The sequence below is a fragment of the Egicoccus sp. AB-alg2 genome (genome assembly GCF_041821065.1).
In the GTDB taxonomy this organism is placed as follows: Bacteria; Actinomycetota; Nitriliruptoria; order Nitriliruptorales; family Nitriliruptoraceae; genus Egicoccus.
The window spans coordinates 193,487-210,824 of sequence record NZ_JBGUAX010000006.1 but is presented as its reverse complement, the minus strand read 5'-3'; the positions used below and the strand labels follow the sequence as shown (position 1 = coordinate 210,824).

Here is a 17,338-nt window from a genome sequence, read left to right as displayed (position 1 = left end):
CATCTTGTGGTGGCGTTCCCACTAGGGCCACTATCGGTTGTGTATTCCGATGTCGGGCGCGAGGTCGAGTTGCTTGCGTACGGTCGCCTCGGACGCTTCAGTGAGCCCTCGGTCACACGCGTGTAGTTCCACCGTCCAGACACGCAAGGCCGGACCTCGACGACACGTCACAGCCCCGGGGGATGCTGGGGTCCGAACCGCAAGAGAAGGAGCACGCCCGATGGCGGAGACCACCGCGGACGACACGACCATCACCACCGACGCACCGGGCCAGGCCCTGCGCGTGGTGAAGCAGGGCCGCAAGGCGGGCCTGAAGTTCGAACGGTTCTTCACCAAGCCGGGCGTGCACCCGTACGACGAGCTCGAGTGGGAGCTGCGCGACGCGGTCATCACCAACTGGCGCGACCAGTCGGTCTCGTTCGAGCAGCGCGGCGTGGAGTTCCCGGCGTCCTGGTCGATGATCGCGACCACGATCGTGGCGCAGAAGTACTTCCGCGGCACGCTCGGCACGCCGGAGCGCGAGCGCTCGGTGCGGCAGATGATCGACCGCGTCGCCGACACCATCGGCCGCTGGGGCGTCCAGGGCGGCTACTTCACCGACGAGGAGTCGGCCGAGGTCTTCGTCGCCGAGCTCAAGCACCTGCTGGTCAACCAGAAGGCGGCCTTCAACTCGCCGGTGTGGTTCAACGTCGGCGTCGAGGAGACGCCGCAGTGCTCGGCGTGCTTCATCCTGTCCGTCGAGGACACGATGTCGTCCATCCTCAACTGGTACGTCGAGGAGGGCACGATCTTCAAGGGCGGCTCGGGCGCCGGCATCAACCTGTCGTCGATCCGCTCGTCCAAGGAGATCCTCAAGGGCGGTGGCGAGGCGTCCGGCCCGGTGTCGTTCATGCGTGGCGCCGACGCCTCGGCCGGGACGATCAAGTCGGGCGGCAAGACCCGTCGCGCGGCCAAGATGGTGATCCTCAACGTCGACCACCCCGACATCGAGGAGTTCGTCTGGACCAAGGCCCGCGAGGAGAAGAAGATCCGCGTCCTGCGCGAGGCGGGCTTCGACATGGACCTCGACGGCGAGGACTACGCCTCGATCCAGTACCAGAACGCCAACAACTCGGTGCGGGTCACCGACGAGTTCATGAAGGCGTACGAGGAGGACCGCGACTACGAGTTGCGCGCGGTCACCACCGGCGAGGTGGTGGAGCGCAAGTCCGCCCGTGACGTCATGCGCCAGATCTCGCAGGCCGCCTGGGAGTGCGCCGACCCGGGCCTGCAGTACGACTCGACGATCAACGACTGGCACACCACGCCGGAGTCGGGCCGCATCAACGGCTCCAACCCGTGCAGCGAGTACATGCACCTCGACAACTCGGCCTGCAACCTCGCGTCGCTGAACCTCAAGAAGTTCTACGACTACGACGCCGGCCGGTTCGACGTCGAGGCGTACAAGCGCGCCGTCGAGGTGGTCTTCACCGCGCAGGAGATCATCGTCGGGTTCTCCAGCTACCCGACCCAGGCCATCGGCGAGAACGCGATCGCCTACCGCCAGCTGGGCCTGGGCTACGCCAACCTCGGCGGGCTGCTGATGTCGATCGGGCTGCCCTACGACTCCGACGAGGGCCGCGCGTGGTGCGGGGCGCTGACCGCCCTGATGACCGGTCACGCCTACCGGACCTCCGCGGAGATCGCGCGGGTGACCGGCCCGTTCGCCGGCTACAAGAAGAACGAGCAGCCGATGCTGCGGGTCATCGGCAAGCACCGTGACGCGGTCGAGGACATCGACCCGCGGCCGGTGCCGAAGGACCTGCTGAACGCCGCGCGTGCGTCGTGGGACGAGGCCCTGAAGCTGGGCGAGAAGCACGGCTTCCGCAACGCGCAGGCGTCCGTGCTGGCGCCGACCGGCACCATCGGCCTGATGATGGACTGCGACACGACCGGCATCGAGCCCGACCTCGGGCTCGTGAAGATGAAGAAGCTGGTCGGTGGCGGCTCCATGGCGATCGTGAACCGCACGGTGCCACAGGCGCTGGAGCACCTGGGCTACACGGGCGAGCAGATCGAGGCGATCGTCGCCTACATCGACGAGAACAAGACGATCCACGGCGCGCCGGCGCTGCGCGAGGAGCACACCAAGGTGTTCCAGTGTGCCATGGGCGACGACGCGATCCACTACATGGGTCACGTCGGGATGATGGCCGCGGCGCAGCCGTTCATCAGCGGCGCCATCTCGAAGACGGTCAACCTTCCTGAAGAAGCTTCAGTGGAGGACGTCGAGCAGCTGCACTACGACGCCTGGAAGCTGGGCATCAAGGCGATCGCGATCTACCGCGACAACTGCAAGGTGGCGCAGCCGCTGAGCGTCTCCAAGAAGGAGGAGAAGCAGGCGGACGCGCCGGTCGCGGCCGAGGTCAGCCACGTGCCGATGCGGCGCAAGCTGCCGAAGACCCGTCCGTCGCAGACGATCTCGTTCCGGGTCGGCGACGCCAAGGGCTACATCACCGCCGGTGAGTACCCGGGCGACGGGCTCGGCGAGGTGTTCGTCAAGCTCGGCAAGCAGGGCTCGACGCTGTCCGGTCTACTGGACGCGTTCGCGATCAGCGTGTCGATCGGTCTGCAGTACGGCGTGCCGCTGGAGAGCTACGTCTCGAAGTTCATGAACATGCGCTTCGAGCCGGCCGGGATGACCGACGACGAGGAGATCCGCTTCTCCACGTCGATCGTGGACTACCTGGCCCGCAAGCTCGCCATCGAGTACCTGCCCTACGAGAAGCGCGAGGCGCTGGGCATCTTCACCCTCGAGGAGCGCACCCGGATGCTCGACGAGGGCGCCGGCCACGAGGAGCCCGCGGTGCCGAAAGCTCCGACGGCCGAGGCGGTCCAGGCGGCAGCGCCGCTGCCGAAGCTGGAGGCGGGCAGCGTGCCGGTCGACCACGACGCCCCGATGTGCTTCGAGTGCGGCATCAAGATGAAGCGCGCCGGCGCTTGCCACGTCTGCGAGAGCTGCGGCACCACCAGCGGCTGCAGCTGAGTCGAACGATGTCTGGCCGGGGGCGCTTCCGCGGAAGCGCCTCCGGCGTCCTCTTCCACAGGAACGGTGAGGTCGAGAGCGGCGATGTCGCACCCTGTCGCTCCACTGGCCCAGCCAGTGCGGAGGTCCCGCCCAACATGGTCGGCCGCGAGCCCACGCCCCCCGCTGCATCCGACGATCACGGGGTACGAGCATGCGTGTAGCAGGGCTGTTTGCAGGGATCGGCGGCATTGAGCTGCCCTTCCATGAGCGTGGCCACGAGACGACACTCCTGGCGGACTCGTGGGAGCCGTCGCAGAAGGTGTTGGCCGACCGCTTCCCAGGGGTGCCCCTTGTCGGTGACGTTCGCGACATCAAGTCGCTCCCGTCGGTCGATGTCGTTAACGCCGGCTTCCCGTGCACCGACCTCTCACAGGCCGGGCGCACCGCAGGTATTCACGGCGAGCACTCCGGCGTCGTGCGCGAGGTCTTCCGTCTGCTCGACCAGTCTGACGCGACCTGGCTGGTGCTCGAGAACGTCCGCAACATGCTCTGGCTCGACAAGGGTGAGGCCATGCGGTTCCTCACGGGCGAGTTGGAGCGGCTCGGGTTCCGGTGGGCCTACCGGCTCGTCGACTCCCGCTTCGGCGGGGTTCCGCAGCGCCGCCACCGAGTCCTGTTCGTGGCTTCTCGCACCGAGGATCCCAGGAGCGTTCTGTTCGCCGACGACGCTGGCGAGCCGGGGGACGACTACTACCGGGATGATGCCGTCGGCTTCTACTGGACGGAGGGACTCGGCGGGCTGGGATGGGCTCCCGACGCCGTGCCGCCGCTCAAGGGTGGTTCGGGCGTCGGCATCGCTTCACCGCCGGCGATTTGGGCGCCAGCCAATCCGGAGGGACGCCGGCTTGTAGTTCCAAGCATCGAGGAAGCTGAGCAGTTGCAGGGCTTTCCACGGGGCTGGACGCAGGCGGTCGCCTCAGGCACGAAGAACGGTCCGCGGTGGAAGCTCGTCGGCAATGCGGTTACGACTGTCGTGGCGGACTGGCTGGCCAGCCGGCTCGAGACGCCCGGGGAGTGGCTTGCCGAGGCATCGAATCCACGCAGCGAGGTCCGCTGGCCGGCGGCCGCGTGGGGCGCGGACGGCGAGACCTTCCAGATGAACGTGTCGACCTGGCCGGTCCGCCGGCCCTACACGCACCTGGCGGATCTCGTCGATCTGGAGGCCGCCCCGCCACTCAGTCGCCGGGCCACCATGGGCTTCCTGAACCGCGCAGCGCGGAGCCGGCTGCGGTTCGTCGAGGATTTCGTCCTCGATGCGAAGAGGCACGTCGACGCGCTCGATCCGTCGCTGCCCCTGACGGGTGACACGCGGTCCGCCTAGGCTTCGCGCCCATGGACAGGGGCGCATTGTGAAGTGGGCGGAGCTCGAACCGTCGCCGGACATGGTGGCGGCCTTGGACGCCGCCGGAGAGCGGCCTTTCGACGGCACACGCGCGGACAAGAACAACTGGAGCAACCGGTTTGCCGACGCCTGTGCGGTGATGGTCGCCAAGTCGGTGGCACGACACCCCGTCTGGAGCAAGTTCGAGGTTCGACCGAACCCCGACGGCAGCGGTCGGGAGTCGCTGACCTTCGTCGCCGGAGGCGACCAGAAGCGCGTCGACGTGATCGCGTCGACACTCGCCACCGGCTTGCAGCTCGGAGTCAGCCTCAAGGGCATGAACTTTCGCGATGCCACGAGCGGAAACTTCGACAAGAACCTCACGGGGCGAACCTACGAGCTCCAGGCCGAGGTCAGCGCAATCCACGGCTACCAGCCGCAGGCATTCCTCGTCGGTCTCTTTTTCCTGCCGCTGGCGAGCACGCAAGACAAGAAGAGCGGCGCCTCGTCCTTCGCCCGCGCGGTCGCGCACCTGCGTGCGCGTACTGGGCGCCTCGATCCCACGCTGCCGAGCCAGCTGGCCCGATGCGATGCGGCGGCTATCGCGCTCTACGTCCCCGGCGACCCCGAGGACGAGGCTCAACGGGGCGCCGTTCGATTCCTTGATGTCCATGACGCTCCGCCGCATCGCGGACGCCCACGTGTTGAGACCACGTTGACTCTGGGAAAAGTCGTCGACCGATGGGCCGTCCAGCGTTACGAAGCGGCTGGGAAGTCCATCGATTACGTGGCCCCCGAAGACGACTGATCCCGACGCGCGATCAGGATGCGCTCGATGCGCTCGACGGCATCTTCCGCGGGCTCGTGCTCCCAGATTCGCACGACCTCCCAGCCCGCTTCCCGGAGGCGTGCGTCGGTGTCGCGATCCCTCTCAACGTTCGCCTGCAGCTTCGCACGCCACCACTCGGCGTTCGCCTTGGGACGCGTCGCGTGGTCGGGGCAGGAGTGCCAGAAGCAGCCATCGACGAAGACGGCGACGCGAAGCCGTGTGAACACGATGTCAGCGCGCCGTCGCCGATAGGTCGCGAGTGGCGCAGTGTCGACGCGATATCGCCATCCCCTGCGGTGCAGCTTCCTCCGGATCAGCATCTCCGGCTTCGTGCTCGCCCTTCGCTGCCGTTGGAAGCGGCGCCGGACAGCGTCGGATGAGGCTGGCAGCGAGTTCGAAGCCAAGCTGGGGGCGCCGTGTCCGTCGGAGTCCGTTTGGCGATAGCCCACACTCGCTCCCAACCCGCCACCGCACCCAAGAACGTTATCGGCTCGCGCAGGCAACTGCTGATCGCCCGAACGACGGCGCACCGAGACGACGGTCTGCCGACGAACGCTATCGATTACTGATCTGCGCGGTGTGGGTAATGATGAGGTCACGTGCTAGTCACGCCACCGAGCTTCACCTCTAACGCATCGACGAGTCCTTGTAGAACGCCAAGCGATGGTTCAAGGAGTGCCCCTTCCGGATTCTGCTCGACTGACGTGGCGACGAGGGTCTTGATCCGCTGCATCGCGGCATCGTCGAAGAGCTTGCCCGCTCGCGAGAAAGACCGTTCTACGCGTTCTGACCACTTGCTTCGAGCGCTAGTAAACGACCTATCTCTGAGGTTCACGCCAAACTCGCGCCTGACGTGATCGGCGTATACATCGACTGACAGAAGATCCTCAATCTCTGAATCACGGTAGCCCTGACGCGATGCGAGGTTGTAGTCCCTGTCGCGGATCAAACCGAGATCCAGCGCTCTCGTGACCGCAGTCCTCCCCGATTGATCGTCGTCGAGAAATGCGTGTGGAATGCAGAGCCCAGACTCAAGTTCGCCGAGCCGATAGGAGAGGTTTGTGCCGCCGTGTAGGGCCTGGATGCCCATCTCTCCAGACCCAAGGGCACGAGCGCAACTCTGAGAGAGTGTAGGAATAATCGCTTGAAGTATCCGCTGATCGGAAGCACCCTCGACGATTACTGCCACGGCGGCCGAGTGTAGGTTATCCGACGTCCGTACTCCCAGAATCTCTCGAATTTCTTGTACCGACTCGGCGGTACGTGCCCGGTTGTCTCTAACTAAGACGTTACTGCCCAATGTATTGCGGTTCACAAAGAGAGGGCTGTGCGTCGATACTATGACCTGTTGCGTAGTTGCGATGTCTTCAACGACTGCGCGAAGTTGGTGAATCGCACCTGGGTGCAGATGTGCTTCCGGCTCCTCGATGGCAAGCACAATGTCATTGCTAAGGCGAAGTCGCTCGGCGACATCTTTCACCAAGGCGACAGTGCTAAGGCTCTGAATGCCATCGCCCTTGGCCGCCAATGGCGTCTCATCGCCATCGTCGATGATGATCTTGCTGCGGATGGGCCGGCGGCGATCTTCTTCATCCAAACGGATAGAAACCCGTTTAACGTCGGGAAGAAACAGGGAGAGCGTCTCCTCGAGGGAAGCCGCCAACTTGCTTAGGATTGGTTCCTGGAGGGACTCGATCAGTTCTAGGGCTTCTCTGTAGTCGGCGCGGCTTTGTAAGTCATCGAGGGCACGACGCACCAATCGGTCTACTTCTCTTTGGCTGTCAGCGGCACTTCGCTGAGCTTGGACATATGCGACGGATAACCGACGACCAATGAACCCAGCGATCGCATTCCGCTTAGCTGTTAATGCCTCTCCGCCGGGTCCCTTTTTGGGAATGCGGAAGTATGATTGTTCCTTGCCCAATTGGATTTCGATTGGGAGCTCGCCATTTATTCGGCTGCCTACCTCGTCCCAAAACGATAGAATTTCGTCATCATCAAGGCGAAAGTCATAACGGAGTGTCGTCCGCCCTTGAGCTTTGCGTTTCTGGAGTGACTTTGGGTAGTCGTCTTCCCAGGAGTAGGTATGATTCAGAAGCAGCCGTGACTGGTTGCCCAATGTCCAACCACGCACGCCCGCCCGCTCTAGGATCGACATCCCCATGACGAGCGCTCTCAGAATGTTGGACTTTCCCTCGTTGTTTGGTCCAATGAGGACTGTGTACTCGGAAAGGTCGAGTTTCTCTGCTTCTGTGATGCTGCGGTAGTTGTTTACCGTGAATCGTTCCAGTCGCAAGCGGGTGCCCCTGATCCGCGTCGAACAATCAGAATAGTCCCGCTGGGGCTTGCGTGGCTGCGGTTCGCCGCTGGCTCGGTGCGCCGTTGCTTTCCAGCGTGGCCTAGCCCTGGTCCGCGACAACGCGACCGCAGTCGGCGGTACCGCGGGTGTTCGCCCCATGACGCGCGAAACCGCGCGGATCTGACCGCTCGACGCGTCCAGGTGCTCCGGGTCTGCGCCGCCATCCCGACAAGCCGGTGTGCACGGTGCTCGATTTCGTCGGCCAGCACCGCCGGGAGTACGGCTACGACCTGCGGCTGCGGGCGCTGATCGGTTTACCTCGACGTCAGCTCGCCCAGGCCGCTGAGGAGGTCTTCCCCTACCTGCCGTCGGGCTGCCACCTCGAACTCGACCACCAGGCCCGCGCGTGGGTCGTCAACAACCTCAAGCAGGCCGTGCTGGCCAACAAGACGGCGCTGGTCCGCGAACTGCAGGGCCTAGCCGCCCGCGAGCCCGCCCGTCGCGCCCCGCCGCTGGACATCTTCCTCAAGGAGACCGGCGTCGAGCTAGAGGACGTCGTCAAGGCCGGCGGCTGGGCGCTGCTGCGTCGTGCCGCCAACCTCGACGACCGGCCCGTCGGACGCGGCGTGGACGTGCTGCGTAAGGGCGTCTGACGGCTGCTCCATCTCGACGTCGCCGAACGGATCGACCAACTGCACGCCGGGCTTTCTGCCGACCGACCACCCGTGCTGGACGGCGAGGTGGACCGTCGTCGGGCGTGGATGTTCCTCGTCACCCTGTGGTCGCTGCGCGGCGCACCCGACGACCTCGGCCCGGCCTGGCGCGGCGTCTGGGAGGCACCGGCACTACGCGAAGAACTGCTCGCCACCCTGCCGCTGCTCCGCGAGCGCATCAGCCGCCCCTCGATCGCGCTGCCCGACGCCGACGTGCCGCTACGCCTGCACGCCAGCTACACCCGCGACGAGATCCTGGCCGGGTTCGGACGGCTGGCGCCGGGGGGAGCGCTACAGCCACCAGACCGGCCCCTGGTGGCACGCGCCGGCCAACACCGAGGTGCTGTTCATCACGCTGCAGAAGACCGAGGCCGAGTACTCGCCCAGGACGCTGTACCGCGACTACGCACTCAGCCGCGAGCTGTTCCACTGGGAGTCGCAGAACATGACCCGCCTGGACTCCGCCGCGGCCCGCCGCTACATCGAGCAGCGCACCAACGGCGTACGCATCTTGCTGGCGGTCCGCGCGTCGAAGCAGGACGCCTGGGGTGCCACGCGCCCCTACGTGCTGCTCGGGCCGGCCGACTACGTCCGCCACGAGGGCGAGCGGCCGATCGCGCTACCTGGCGGCTGGCCAACCCGATCCCAGCCGACCTGTACGAGTCCTTCAAGGTCCCCGCGGCCTGACGACCGTTCCTGCTATCCGCAGGCAAGTTCGTCCCGCCGCGGCAGCGCGGTCTGTGCGCCTTGGCGGGTGATCGCCTTGCCGGCCACGACCATGCCGAAATGGGCGGCGGACACAAGATCCGCGCCGTCTATGAGGGCATCGACGAGCCCAGCGCAGAAGGCGTCGCCTGCGCCCGTCGTGTCGACCACCTCGATGGAGGGTGGCGTGAGGTGCGTCACCGCGGTCGGGGTGACACAGAGTACGCCCTGCCCTCCGAGCGTCACCGCGACCGCCGGCAGCCCGAGGCTCCGGGCGACGTCGGCGATGTCGTCGAGGTCGTCGAGGTCGGCGTTCGCGTCACCGAGTTGGCCGAGCTCGGTGCGATTGGGCACGAGCACGTCCACGCGCTGAAGCAGGCCGGGCGGCAGCGCTCGGGCAGGAGCAGGATTCAGGACGAACACGCCGCCGGCCAGGGTCGCGGCGGCCTCCACCGCGCCGACCGGCACCTCGAGTTGGCACAGCACGACGTCGGCGTCCGCCACGCCGCCGGCTTCGACGTCCTCGGGGCCGACCAGGCTGTTGGCACCAGGCGAAACGGCGATCTGGTTCTCGCCGTCGTCGGCGACGGTGATGACCGCGATGCCCGTCGGCGCATCGGTCTCGCGCAGCCCTGCGGCGTCAATGCCCTCCCCGCTCAGGTGCCGACGCAGCCGTTGCCCGAAGTCGTCGCGACCGACGCACCCGATCAGCGCCACCTCGCGGTCGAGGCGAGCGAGCCCGACGGCCTGGTTCGCCCCTTTGCCGCCGGGAAGCTGCCGGTGATGGCCTCCCAGCACGGTCTCCCCGGGCGCGGGCAGGTGCGGCACGGGCACCACGACATCCATGTTCACGCTGCCGACGACCGCGACCCTGCCCCTCGCCATGTCTCTCTCCTTGACAGCCAGCATGCTACAAATATATTGCACACATATTACAGGGAGCGGGCATGGCGGAGAAGGGGATGCGGCAGTCGGAGCACGCCTATGCCGTGCTCAAGCGGGCGATCCTGACCCTGGACCTGGCGCCGGGCGAGCCGCTCAGCGACTCGGAACTCGTCGAGCGCTACGGGGTCGGACGCACACCGCTGCGTGAGGCCCTCCAGCGGCTGGTCGCCGAGGAGCTCGTCGTCGCCCACGGGCGCCGCGGCATGGTGGTCTCGTCCTTCGGCGCCGGTGACATCCAGGCGCTGTTCGAGCTGCGCGTGCAGCTGGACGGGTTCGCGGCGGGCCTGGCGGCTCAGCGCGCCACCGAGGAGGACATCGCCCGCCTCGAGGCGATCTGTCAGGGGCGCGAGCCCGGCTCGGACGACCCCGTGTTGTTCGACGAGCTGCTGCACGACGCGATCGCCCGCGCCAGCCACAACCAGTACCTGATGACCACCCTGAGGCGCCTGTACGACCTCTCGGTCCGGATGTTGAACCTGCTGCAGTTCGAACGCGAGCCGCTGGAGCAGATGCACCGGGAGCACGAAGCGGCGGTCGACGCGATCAAGGCCCGCGACCCCCAGCGTGCGTCGGCTGCGGCCCGGCGCCACGTCATGGCCCGCAACTGGTTCCCGACGCTCGCGGTCGACGAGGACCTCGACGTTGATGCCTGAGGGCCGTGCCAACAAGGAGCATCGAGTGACGAAGTCTGCCCTGTTCGAGAAGGTGTACGGATCGATCGCCGCGGCCAACATCGGCTCGGCGATGGGTGCGGCGGTCGAGTGGGTGAGCGTCCCCGGCGGCGGGTGGCAAGCCATCGAGGAGGCGTTCGGCTGGGTCGACGGCTTCCTGCCCTGGGTCCAGCAGGAGCGTGACGTGCGCTACTGGAACAACAGCCCGCGGCTGCGCTACCAGCACATGGACATGCCGCCGGGCATGACCGAGGACGGCGCCGAGGTCCGCTACCTGCTGACGCTGGCCATGCTCGAGAAGCCGGGGCGCGTCACCGTCGAGGACGTCGCGGAGATCTTCGCCCGCGACATCGTGCGAGACGACATCGGCAGGCTCGTCAACCCGCACATCAAGATCCACCTGGACCGCCTGCGGGCGGGGGACGAGCAGACCCGCATCCCGCCCCGGCTGCTGGGCGCGCTGACGCCGTGGCCGGGTCTGGTCGACGCCGCGCACATGATTGGTCCTGTCGGGATCATCAATGCCGGTGACCCCTATCAGGCGGCGTTGGACGCCGGGGACGTCGCGCTCCTGCTGCAGCCCGCCGCCAGCGGTGGCGTCGAAGCCTGCAAGCTCGTGGCCGCCGCCACGGCAGAGGCGTTCTCGCCGACCGCGAGTGTCGACTCGATCATCGGCGCCGCACTCGACAACGTCTCCGTCACCACCCGCGAGATCGTCGAGGAGACCCTCGAGATCGCGCGGAAGTACCCCGACATGCGCGACATCCGCGAGCCGATCCGGCAGCACTTCGCCCCCACGTACCCGTACGCCGACGCGGTCGAGACCGCGGCCGAGGCGCTCGCGCTGCTGTGGGTCAGCCAGGGTGACGTCCGGGAAGCCATCGTCGGCGCGACCAACCTCGGACGCGACACGGACTGCATCGCCGGCTGCCTCGGCCAGATCGTCGGCGCGTACGGCGGCATCGGCGATGTTCCGAGCGACTGGACCGAGACCGTCCAGGCCGCCCTCGACGCCAACGACTACACGCTGCAGACCACGCCGATGGTCGAGCTCGCCGAGCAGATGACGGCGGTCCTGGAGGAACACATCGATGCGCTGGCCGGGCGCGTCGACGCGCTCCAGCAGCTTCGCACCCACGGTGGGTAGGTGACCCACCGCGATTACTCCAGACAAGGGAGAGGAACGAACGTGATCGTGCATGGGAATCGACGCCGGTGGCGTACGCCGGCAGCACTCGTCCTGGCCTTGAGCCTGGGCCTGGCCGCCTGTGGCGGCGGCTCAGAGCCGGAAACGGACGCGGCGACCGACGTCGACACCGGCGACGGGCAGCCGGCAGGTGAGACGCAGAGCTGGCGGCTGGCGCACTGCTGCGCCGACGGGAGCCACTTCGACGTCGGCGCCGAGCGGTTCGCCGAACTCCTCGCCGAGTACTCCGACGGGGCCATCGAGGTGGAGATCTTCCCCGACGGCCAGCTCGGGCAGGAGACCGAGGTCATCCAGAGCGTGCAGCGAGGCACGATCGAGCTGACCTTCATCGGCCACGACCCGCTGGCGCAGTTCACCGAGACCACCACGCTGCTGAGCCTGCCGTACGTCTTCGAGGACCACGACCACGCCTTCGAGCTGCTGGAGGGCGAACTGGGCGAGCACCTGGAGCAGGAGCTGTCCGCCTCGTCGCTGCACGTCCTCGGCTGGGGGCACAACGGTGCCCGCGTCTACACCAACAACGAGCGCCCGATCGAGGAGCCCGGCGACCTGCAGGGCCTGCGCATCCGCAGCCCCGAGAACCCGGTCAACCTGGCCATCACCGACACGCTCGGCGGCGCCGGTGTGGCGATGCCGTACGGCGACGTCTACTCGGCGCTGCAGCAGGGGACCATCGACGGCCAGGAGAATGCCGTCGTGAACATCGCGCCCGCGAACCTGCAGGAGGTCCAGGACTACATGTCCATGACGCACCACCTGCTCTCGTTCACGGTGCTGCTCGTCAACGAGGACCTGCTCGCAGGTCTGGACGCCGACCTGCGCGACGCCGTGGAGCGGGCCGCTGCCGACGCGATGGTCGAACAGCGCAGCCACTCCGAGCAGGTCACCGACGAGCTCATCGCGCAGATGGAGGAAGCGGGCGTCGAGGTCAACTGGCCGGACCTGGACGCGTTCCGTGAGGCGACCAGGCCGATCCACGACCGCTACATCGGCGAGGCCTTCGACGAGGACCTCTACGACCTCGTCACGCGCTGACCGGCCGGGCCACCGCCGTCGGGAGGGAAGCGACGTGCACGTCCTCCACATCGTCAACGATGCGCTGGCGGCGGTGGTCCGCCTCATCACGGGCGTCTTCACCGCGTTACTGGTGGTCATCGTCACCAGCAACGTGTTCGCGAGGTACGTCCTGCGGGTCGGGCTGCCGTGGGTCGAGGAGCTCAGCCGCATCCTGTTCGTCTGGGTCGTGTTCCTCGGCGCCTGCGTGGCCCTGCAGGAACGCGGCCACCTGGCCATCACGTTCGTGGTGGATCGGCTTCCCCCGCGTGGACGCAAGCTCCTCGTCTGGGTCACCAACGCGCTGACCGCCGCCTTCCTGGTCGCGATCGGGCTGGCCGGCTGGCAGCTGGTGACCTCCACCCTCGACTTCGGCACGCGCACCCCGGCGATGCGGGTGTCGCTGGCCTGGGGGTTCGCGTCGGTGCCGGTCGCCGCCGTGATCATGCTCGTCACGCTCGTCACCCAGACGCTGGACGGCAGCGACGAGCAACCACGCGGCCCCGGCCACGAGCCCTCGGAGCAGGTCACGTGACGGTCGCCGTCAACCGGTCCAGGAGGTCACGCCCATGAGCGGGGTCGTCCTCATCGTCCTGATGGTCCTGCTGCTCGTCGGCCGCACACGCATCGCCTTCGCGGTGGGCCTGGCGACGTGGGCCTACGTGCTGCTGTTCATGCCCGGCGTCGATTCGGTGACGATCGTGCAGCGCATGTACTCGGGCGCCGACTCGTTCGCGCTGACGGCGATCCCCTTCTTCGTCCTCGTCGGTGAGCTGATGAGTCGCGGCGGGATCTCCGAGCGGCTGGTCCACTTCGCACGGACCCTCGTCGGCCACCTGACGGGCGGCATGGGTGTCGTGCAACTCGTGGCGAGCATGATCTTCGCCAGCTTCTCCGGCTCGGCGGTCGCCAACGCCGCTGGGACGGGGGCGATCACGATCCCCGCCATGGTGCGCGCCAACTATCCGCGGGGACTGGCCGCCGCCGTGGAGTCCTCGTCGTCCAGCCTGGGCGCGATCATCCCGCCCAGCATCCCGATGATCGTCCTGGGAACGATCTCCGGTGTCTCCATCGGCGGCCTGTTCGTCGCCGGCTACGTGCCTGCCGCGCTGCTCGGTCTCGCACTGGTCATCGGCGTGCGCCGCGCGGCGATCCGGCACGACGTGCCGGTCGACCCGCGCGCAGACCTCCCCACGATCGGGCGCGCCGCCTGGTCGGCGGCCCCCGCACTGGCCACGCCCGTCCTGATCATGGGCGGCATCATCGGCGGGGTCATGACCCCCACGGAGGCCGGCGCCGTCGGCGCGTTCTACACCCTGCTCGTCGGAATCTTCGGCTACCGCGAACTGCGTCTGGCGGACCTCCCGGCCGCCATGGTCAACACCGCCAAGACCACCGGTGTCGTCATGCTCGTGATGACGACCGCCTCGGCGTTCAGCTGGGTCCTCGCCTTCGAGGGCATCCCGCGCCGGGTCGCGACCGCCGTGCTCTCGCAGGTCAGCCACCCCGCCCTGATCATGATTCTGCTGGTCGTGCTGCTGCTGATCGCGGGCACGTTCATCGACACCATCTCGGCACTGATCGTGCTCACGCCGGTGTTCCTGCCGGTCGCGGTGGCGGCCGGCGTCGATCCGATGGCCGCCGGCGTCGTCATCGTCGTGGCCCTCACGCTGGGTGTCTGCACACCGCCGGTGGGCGTGGTGCTGTTCGTGACCTCCAGCATCGCGCAGACCACCATCGAGGACACCTCCCGCGCGATCGTGCCGCTGATCGGGCTGCTCGTGGCCGGGACCATGCTCCTCGCAATCTTCCCGAACACGCTCATCTGGCTCCCGCGACTTCTCGGCTTCTAGGAGGCACCACATGCAGCAGACGCGTCGTCGTATCGTCGTCGGCGGTGACCACGCCGGCTTCCCGCTGAAGGGTCCCATCGTCGCCAGGCTGCGTGAGTGGGGCCACGACGTCACCGACGTCGGCACCCACAGCGACGAACCCGTCGACTTCCCCGACATCGCCGACCAGGTCTGCCAACAGGTCCGTGCCGGCGAGGCCGACCGCGGCATCATGGTCTGCGGCACGGGGGTCGGGGCGTCGATCGCCGCCAACAAGTACCCCGGTATCCGGGCGGCCCTCTGTCACGACAGCTACTCGGCGCACCAGGCCGTGGAGCACGACGACGTCAACGTGCTGTGCCTCGGCGCGCAGATCGTCGGTGATCGTCTGGCCTTCGAACTGCTGACGGCCTTCCTCGGCGCCGAGCACAGCGACGAGCCCCACTTCCGCCGGCGGGTCGCCAAGCTCGCCGACCTGGAACGTCGTTTCGCCGGCTCCGACGACTGAGTGGCGTCAGCTGCGCCCGTCTCCGCGGTCGCTCATCATCGGCGGTGACTGCGCGCTCGCGACGCTCATGCGGCGTCGAGTATCACGCAGGTGAGCTCGTGCTTGTTCTGGTCGAGGTGGAACAGCTGGGCGCCGGGCAGCGCGGCGAACCGTTCGGCGGCCACGTGGTCGGTGGCGCCCTGGAACTTCACCGTGCACACCAGGTTGCCGACCTGGCCCGACCCGAGCCAGCGCGTCACCAGGTCATACAGCCGGTCCGGGTAGGCGATGATGTCGCTGCACCACCAGTCGACCGGCCCGACGTCCGACGGATCCAGCGCGAAGGCCGAACCCGCCGACCACTTGACGTTCGGTAACGCGGCGACCTCCGGAGCCAGCGGCGCCTTGTCCACCGCGAGCACCTCGGCACCCGTGCGGGCCAGCAGCCACGTCCAGCCGCCGGGCGCAGCACCGAGATCCAGACACCGCTCGCCGGGGCCTGGCTGACGCCGCAGCCGGGCGAACGTCTCCCACAGCTTCAGGTAGGCGCGGCTCGGCGGCCCGTGGCGGTCCTCCACGAACCGCGGCACGCCGTTCGGGAACGGGACCGCACAGTCGGCTGCCGCCAGGACGACGTCACGTTCCAGCAACGTCCACGACCCCAGCGGCGCGTCGGGCGCGACCTCCCCGAGCTCGAGCGCCCGGGCCGACACGTGGGGGAGTTTGTCGGCGATCAGCTCGGCCCGGCCCCTGAGCGTCGGCGCGTACAGGGCCCAGTTGCGCTGTCGGTCCATCAGCTCACGGGCGGCATGCCCGATCGAGCGCACCTGGATCCGCTCCGCGTCCCACCAGGTGTTCGCTGCCCACGCCGCATGCACCGGTGGGCTCTCGCTGATCCGCAGCCGCCCGTGCCGCTGACCGACGACGACGCCGGCGAGCCGCAGCTCCTCGTCGAGCTCGCTCTCGAACTCCTCGGCGGCGAGGTAGGCCGTGGTCATCGGCGTCGCCCCATCACGCGCGTCCCGGCCACGCTCGGCCCGACGGTGCCCGGGCGTCCGTCGCCCAGAGTGAACGCCACGGCGCTCGTTGCGGTCGTCGTCGGCGGGCGGCGCCGGGAGAGGAGGCCGGGCGTGTCGATCGCCATGATGATCCTGTCGTGGGGCCGCGGGAGGTCGCTCCCGGTCGGAGGCGGTCAGCCTGTCATCTCCGCATTGGGTCCTGCGTCATCTCTCTGGCCTGCGGCGCAGTTCTTCCTCGAGAGCGTCCAGCCTGGCGTCCCAGGCGCGCCGCGTCCGTTCCAGCCAGTCCGAAACCTCCTCGAGCGTCGCCGGCTCCAGCCGGTAGATGCGATGGCGGGCCGACGTCCGGCTCGTGACCAGCCCCGCCTCGCGCAGCACCCGCAGGTGACGGCTCACGGCCGGACGGGACACCTCGAACCGCTCGGCCAGCTCGCCGGCACTGCGGTCACGCACGGCCAACAGCTCGACGATGCGCTGCCGGGTCGGGTCGGCCAGCGCCTGCAGCACCGACACGCGATCGGTCACCGGTAGTCCGGCAGCACCTCGGCGAAGCGCTCGCCCCAGTCGAACGCGTCCGCGTCCCCCGCGAGCTCGGCTGCGAGACGATCCAAGTGAGCATGCCAGCCGGCGCCGTAGCCGGTCGCCTGGTCGCTGTCGAGCTGCCGGTGCACCAGCGTCAGCACGGTGCCGCCCGCAGCCGGCGCGAGCTCGAAGCGCACGACGCTGTCGGACTCGCCCGTGTAGTGCCACCCGTACTCGAGCGCCCGAGGTGGGTCCCAGGTCAGGATCGGCCCCTCGCAGGCCTGGCCGTCGCCGAAGTCGTGGTGCACGTGGCCGGCCGGTCCCTCGTCGATGGTCGTGGGCGCCAGCCAGCGGGCGAGCCGCACGGGGTTGGTCAGCGCATCCCAAACCTCTTCCGGCGAGGCGTCGAGATGCCGCTCGAAGCGCACCGTCCGCCGGTCTCCGTCCCCGACCACCTCGCCGTGCCGCGCCATACGCCCGTTGCCCGTCGATGTCATGATCGGTCCTCCGTCTATGTGTAACCGAAAAGTTACACGTCTTGCCGGTGCTGTCAACGGCCGCTTGCGACGAGACGCTCGTCTGATCGCAGGCGGGTGCACAGGTCGAAGACGTCCGGGTCGATCGCCTCTGCCAGGACGCGGTGAGGAGAGAGGACAGTCGTGGTGAGC

Annotated in this window: 16 protein-coding genes and 1 pseudogene; 11 read left to right on the top strand and 6 right to left on the bottom strand. The window is 67.9% G+C overall.

Annotated elements, in window-relative coordinates; translation table 11 throughout:
• Nucleotides 1–220: 220 nt before the first annotated feature.
• The 3 genes from ACERM0_RS13255 to ACERM0_RS13245 all read left to right on the top strand — a co-directional run bounded on the left by ACERM0_RS13255 (nucleotide 221) and on the right by ACERM0_RS13245 (nucleotide 5,196).
• The gene (locus ACERM0_RS13255) at nucleotides 221–3,025 is read left to right on the top strand and encodes a vitamin B12-dependent ribonucleotide reductase (protein WP_373679084.1); all 2,805 of its coding nucleotides are present in this window, start codon (nucleotides 221–223) and stop codon (nucleotides 3,023–3,025) included.
• A gap of 193 nt (nucleotides 3,026–3,218) precedes the next feature.
• Entirely contained in the window at nucleotides 3,219–4,388 is a 1,170-nt protein-coding gene (locus ACERM0_RS13250) for a DNA cytosine methyltransferase (protein WP_373679083.1), read from the top strand.
• Nucleotides 4,389–4,416: 28 nt separating this feature from the next.
• On the top strand, nucleotides 4,417–5,196 hold the full coding sequence (locus tag ACERM0_RS13245; protein WP_373679082.1) for a hypothetical protein: 780 nt from the start codon (nucleotides 4,417–4,419) through the stop codon (nucleotides 5,194–5,196).
• Here ACERM0_RS13245 and ACERM0_RS13240 read toward each other — a convergent pair.
• Complete coding sequence (locus ACERM0_RS13240) at nucleotides 5,172–5,606, bottom strand: very short patch repair endonuclease (protein WP_373679258.1); 435 nt, start codon at nucleotides 5,604–5,606, stop codon at nucleotides 5,172–5,174. The two genes, ACERM0_RS13245 and ACERM0_RS13240, sit on opposite strands and share 25 nt — an antisense overlap.
• Before the next feature lie 206 nt (nucleotides 5,607–5,812).
• A complete protein-coding gene (locus ACERM0_RS13235) occupies nucleotides 5,813–7,513 on the bottom strand; it encodes an ATP-dependent endonuclease (RefSeq protein WP_373679081.1) in 1,701 nt (566 codons plus the stop codon).
• 248 nt (nucleotides 7,514–7,761) lie between these two features.
• Between ACERM0_RS13235 and ACERM0_RS13230 the strand changes: the two genes are divergently transcribed.
• Nucleotides 7,762–8,169 (top strand): hypothetical protein, encoded by a 408-nt coding sequence (locus ACERM0_RS13230; protein ID WP_373679080.1) that lies wholly within the window; start codon nucleotides 7,762–7,764, stop codon nucleotides 8,167–8,169.
• Nucleotides 8,105–8,815: pseudogene (locus ACERM0_RS13225) on the top strand (DUF3427 domain-containing protein); the annotation flags it as partial. The gene ACERM0_RS13230 and the pseudogene ACERM0_RS13225, both read left to right, overlap by 65 nt.
• A gap of 113 nt (nucleotides 8,816–8,928) precedes the next feature.
• Here ACERM0_RS13225 and ACERM0_RS13220 read toward each other — a convergent pair.
• A complete protein-coding gene (locus tag ACERM0_RS13220) occupies nucleotides 8,929–9,819 on the bottom strand; it encodes a ribokinase (protein WP_373679079.1) in 891 nt (296 codons plus the stop codon).
• A 62-nt stretch (nucleotides 9,820–9,881) separates the two neighbouring features.
• Between ACERM0_RS13220 and ACERM0_RS13215 the strand changes: the two genes are divergently transcribed.
• From ACERM0_RS13215 to rpiB, 6 genes are all read left to right on the top strand, one after another.
• On the top strand, nucleotides 9,882–10,532 hold the full coding sequence (locus ACERM0_RS13215; RefSeq protein WP_373679078.1) for a GntR family transcriptional regulator: 651 nt from the start codon (nucleotides 9,882–9,884) through the stop codon (nucleotides 10,530–10,532).
• 25 nt (nucleotides 10,533–10,557) lie between these two features.
• A complete protein-coding gene (locus tag ACERM0_RS13210; RefSeq protein WP_373679077.1) occupies nucleotides 10,558–11,697 on the top strand; it encodes an ADP-ribosylglycohydrolase family protein in 1,140 nt (379 codons plus the stop codon).
• Between the two features lie 99 nt (nucleotides 11,698–11,796).
• Nucleotides 11,797–12,792 carry a TRAP transporter substrate-binding protein gene (locus ACERM0_RS13205; RefSeq protein WP_373679076.1) on the top strand — a complete coding sequence of 332 codons (996 nt, stop codon included), beginning with the start codon at nucleotides 11,797–11,799 and terminating at the stop codon, nucleotides 12,790–12,792.
• A gap of 34 nt (nucleotides 12,793–12,826) precedes the next feature.
• Nucleotides 12,827–13,345 (top strand): TRAP transporter small permease, encoded by a 519-nt coding sequence (locus ACERM0_RS13200; RefSeq protein ID WP_373679075.1) that lies wholly within the window; start codon nucleotides 12,827–12,829, stop codon nucleotides 13,343–13,345.
• 34 nt (nucleotides 13,346–13,379) lie between these two features.
• Entirely contained in the window at nucleotides 13,380–14,663 is a 1,284-nt protein-coding gene (locus tag ACERM0_RS13195; RefSeq protein ID WP_373679074.1) for a TRAP transporter large permease, read from the top strand.
• A 10-nt stretch (nucleotides 14,664–14,673) separates the two neighbouring features.
• Complete coding sequence (gene rpiB / locus ACERM0_RS13190; protein WP_373679073.1) at nucleotides 14,674–15,150, top strand: ribose 5-phosphate isomerase B; 477 nt, start codon at nucleotides 14,674–14,676, stop codon at nucleotides 15,148–15,150.
• 65 nt (nucleotides 15,151–15,215) lie between these two features.
• On the opposite strand, the gene ACERM0_RS13185 is transcribed toward rpiB, so the two are convergent.
• From ACERM0_RS13185 to ACERM0_RS13175, 3 genes are all read right to left on the bottom strand, one after another.
• Nucleotides 15,216–16,127 carry an SAM-dependent methyltransferase gene (locus ACERM0_RS13185; RefSeq protein ID WP_373679072.1) on the bottom strand — a complete coding sequence of 304 codons (912 nt, stop codon included), beginning with the start codon at nucleotides 16,125–16,127 and terminating at the stop codon, nucleotides 15,216–15,218.
• 225 nt (nucleotides 16,128–16,352) lie between these two features.
• Nucleotides 16,353–16,673, bottom strand: a complete 321-nt coding sequence (locus ACERM0_RS13180) for an ArsR/SmtB family transcription factor (RefSeq protein WP_373679071.1) — start codon at nucleotides 16,671–16,673, stop codon at nucleotides 16,353–16,355.
• Nucleotides 16,670–17,167, bottom strand: a complete 498-nt coding sequence (locus tag ACERM0_RS13175; protein WP_373679070.1) for an SRPBCC family protein — start codon at nucleotides 17,165–17,167, stop codon at nucleotides 16,670–16,672. The genes ACERM0_RS13180 and ACERM0_RS13175 overlap by 4 nt, the downstream gene beginning before the upstream one ends.
• Nucleotides 17,168–17,338: the final 171 nt, after the last annotated feature.

Coding starts and splice junctions, on each gene's coding strand:
- ACERM0_RS13255 (WP_373679084.1), top strand. CDS start 221: ATGGCGGAGACCACCGCGGACGACACGACCATCACCACCGACGCACCG.
- ACERM0_RS13250 (WP_373679083.1), top strand. CDS start 3,219: ATGCGTGTAGCAGGGCTGTTTGCAGGGATCGGCGGCATTGAGCTGCCC.
- ACERM0_RS13220 (WP_373679079.1), bottom strand. CDS start 9,819: ATGGCGAGGGGCAGGGTCGCGGTCGTCGGCAGCGTGAACATGGATGTC.
- ACERM0_RS13175 (WP_373679070.1), bottom strand. CDS start 17,167: ATGACATCGACGGGCAACGGGCGTATGGCGCGGCACGGCGAGGTGGTC.
- rpiB (WP_373679073.1), top strand. CDS start 14,674: ATGCAGCAGACGCGTCGTCGTATCGTCGTCGGCGGTGACCACGCCGGC.
- ACERM0_RS13215 (WP_373679078.1), top strand. CDS start 9,882: ATGGCGGAGAAGGGGATGCGGCAGTCGGAGCACGCCTATGCCGTGCTC.
- ACERM0_RS13195 (WP_373679074.1), top strand. CDS start 13,380: ATGAGCGGGGTCGTCCTCATCGTCCTGATGGTCCTGCTGCTCGTCGGC.
- ACERM0_RS13185 (WP_373679072.1), bottom strand. CDS start 16,127: ATGACCACGGCCTACCTCGCCGCCGAGGAGTTCGAGAGCGAGCTCGAC.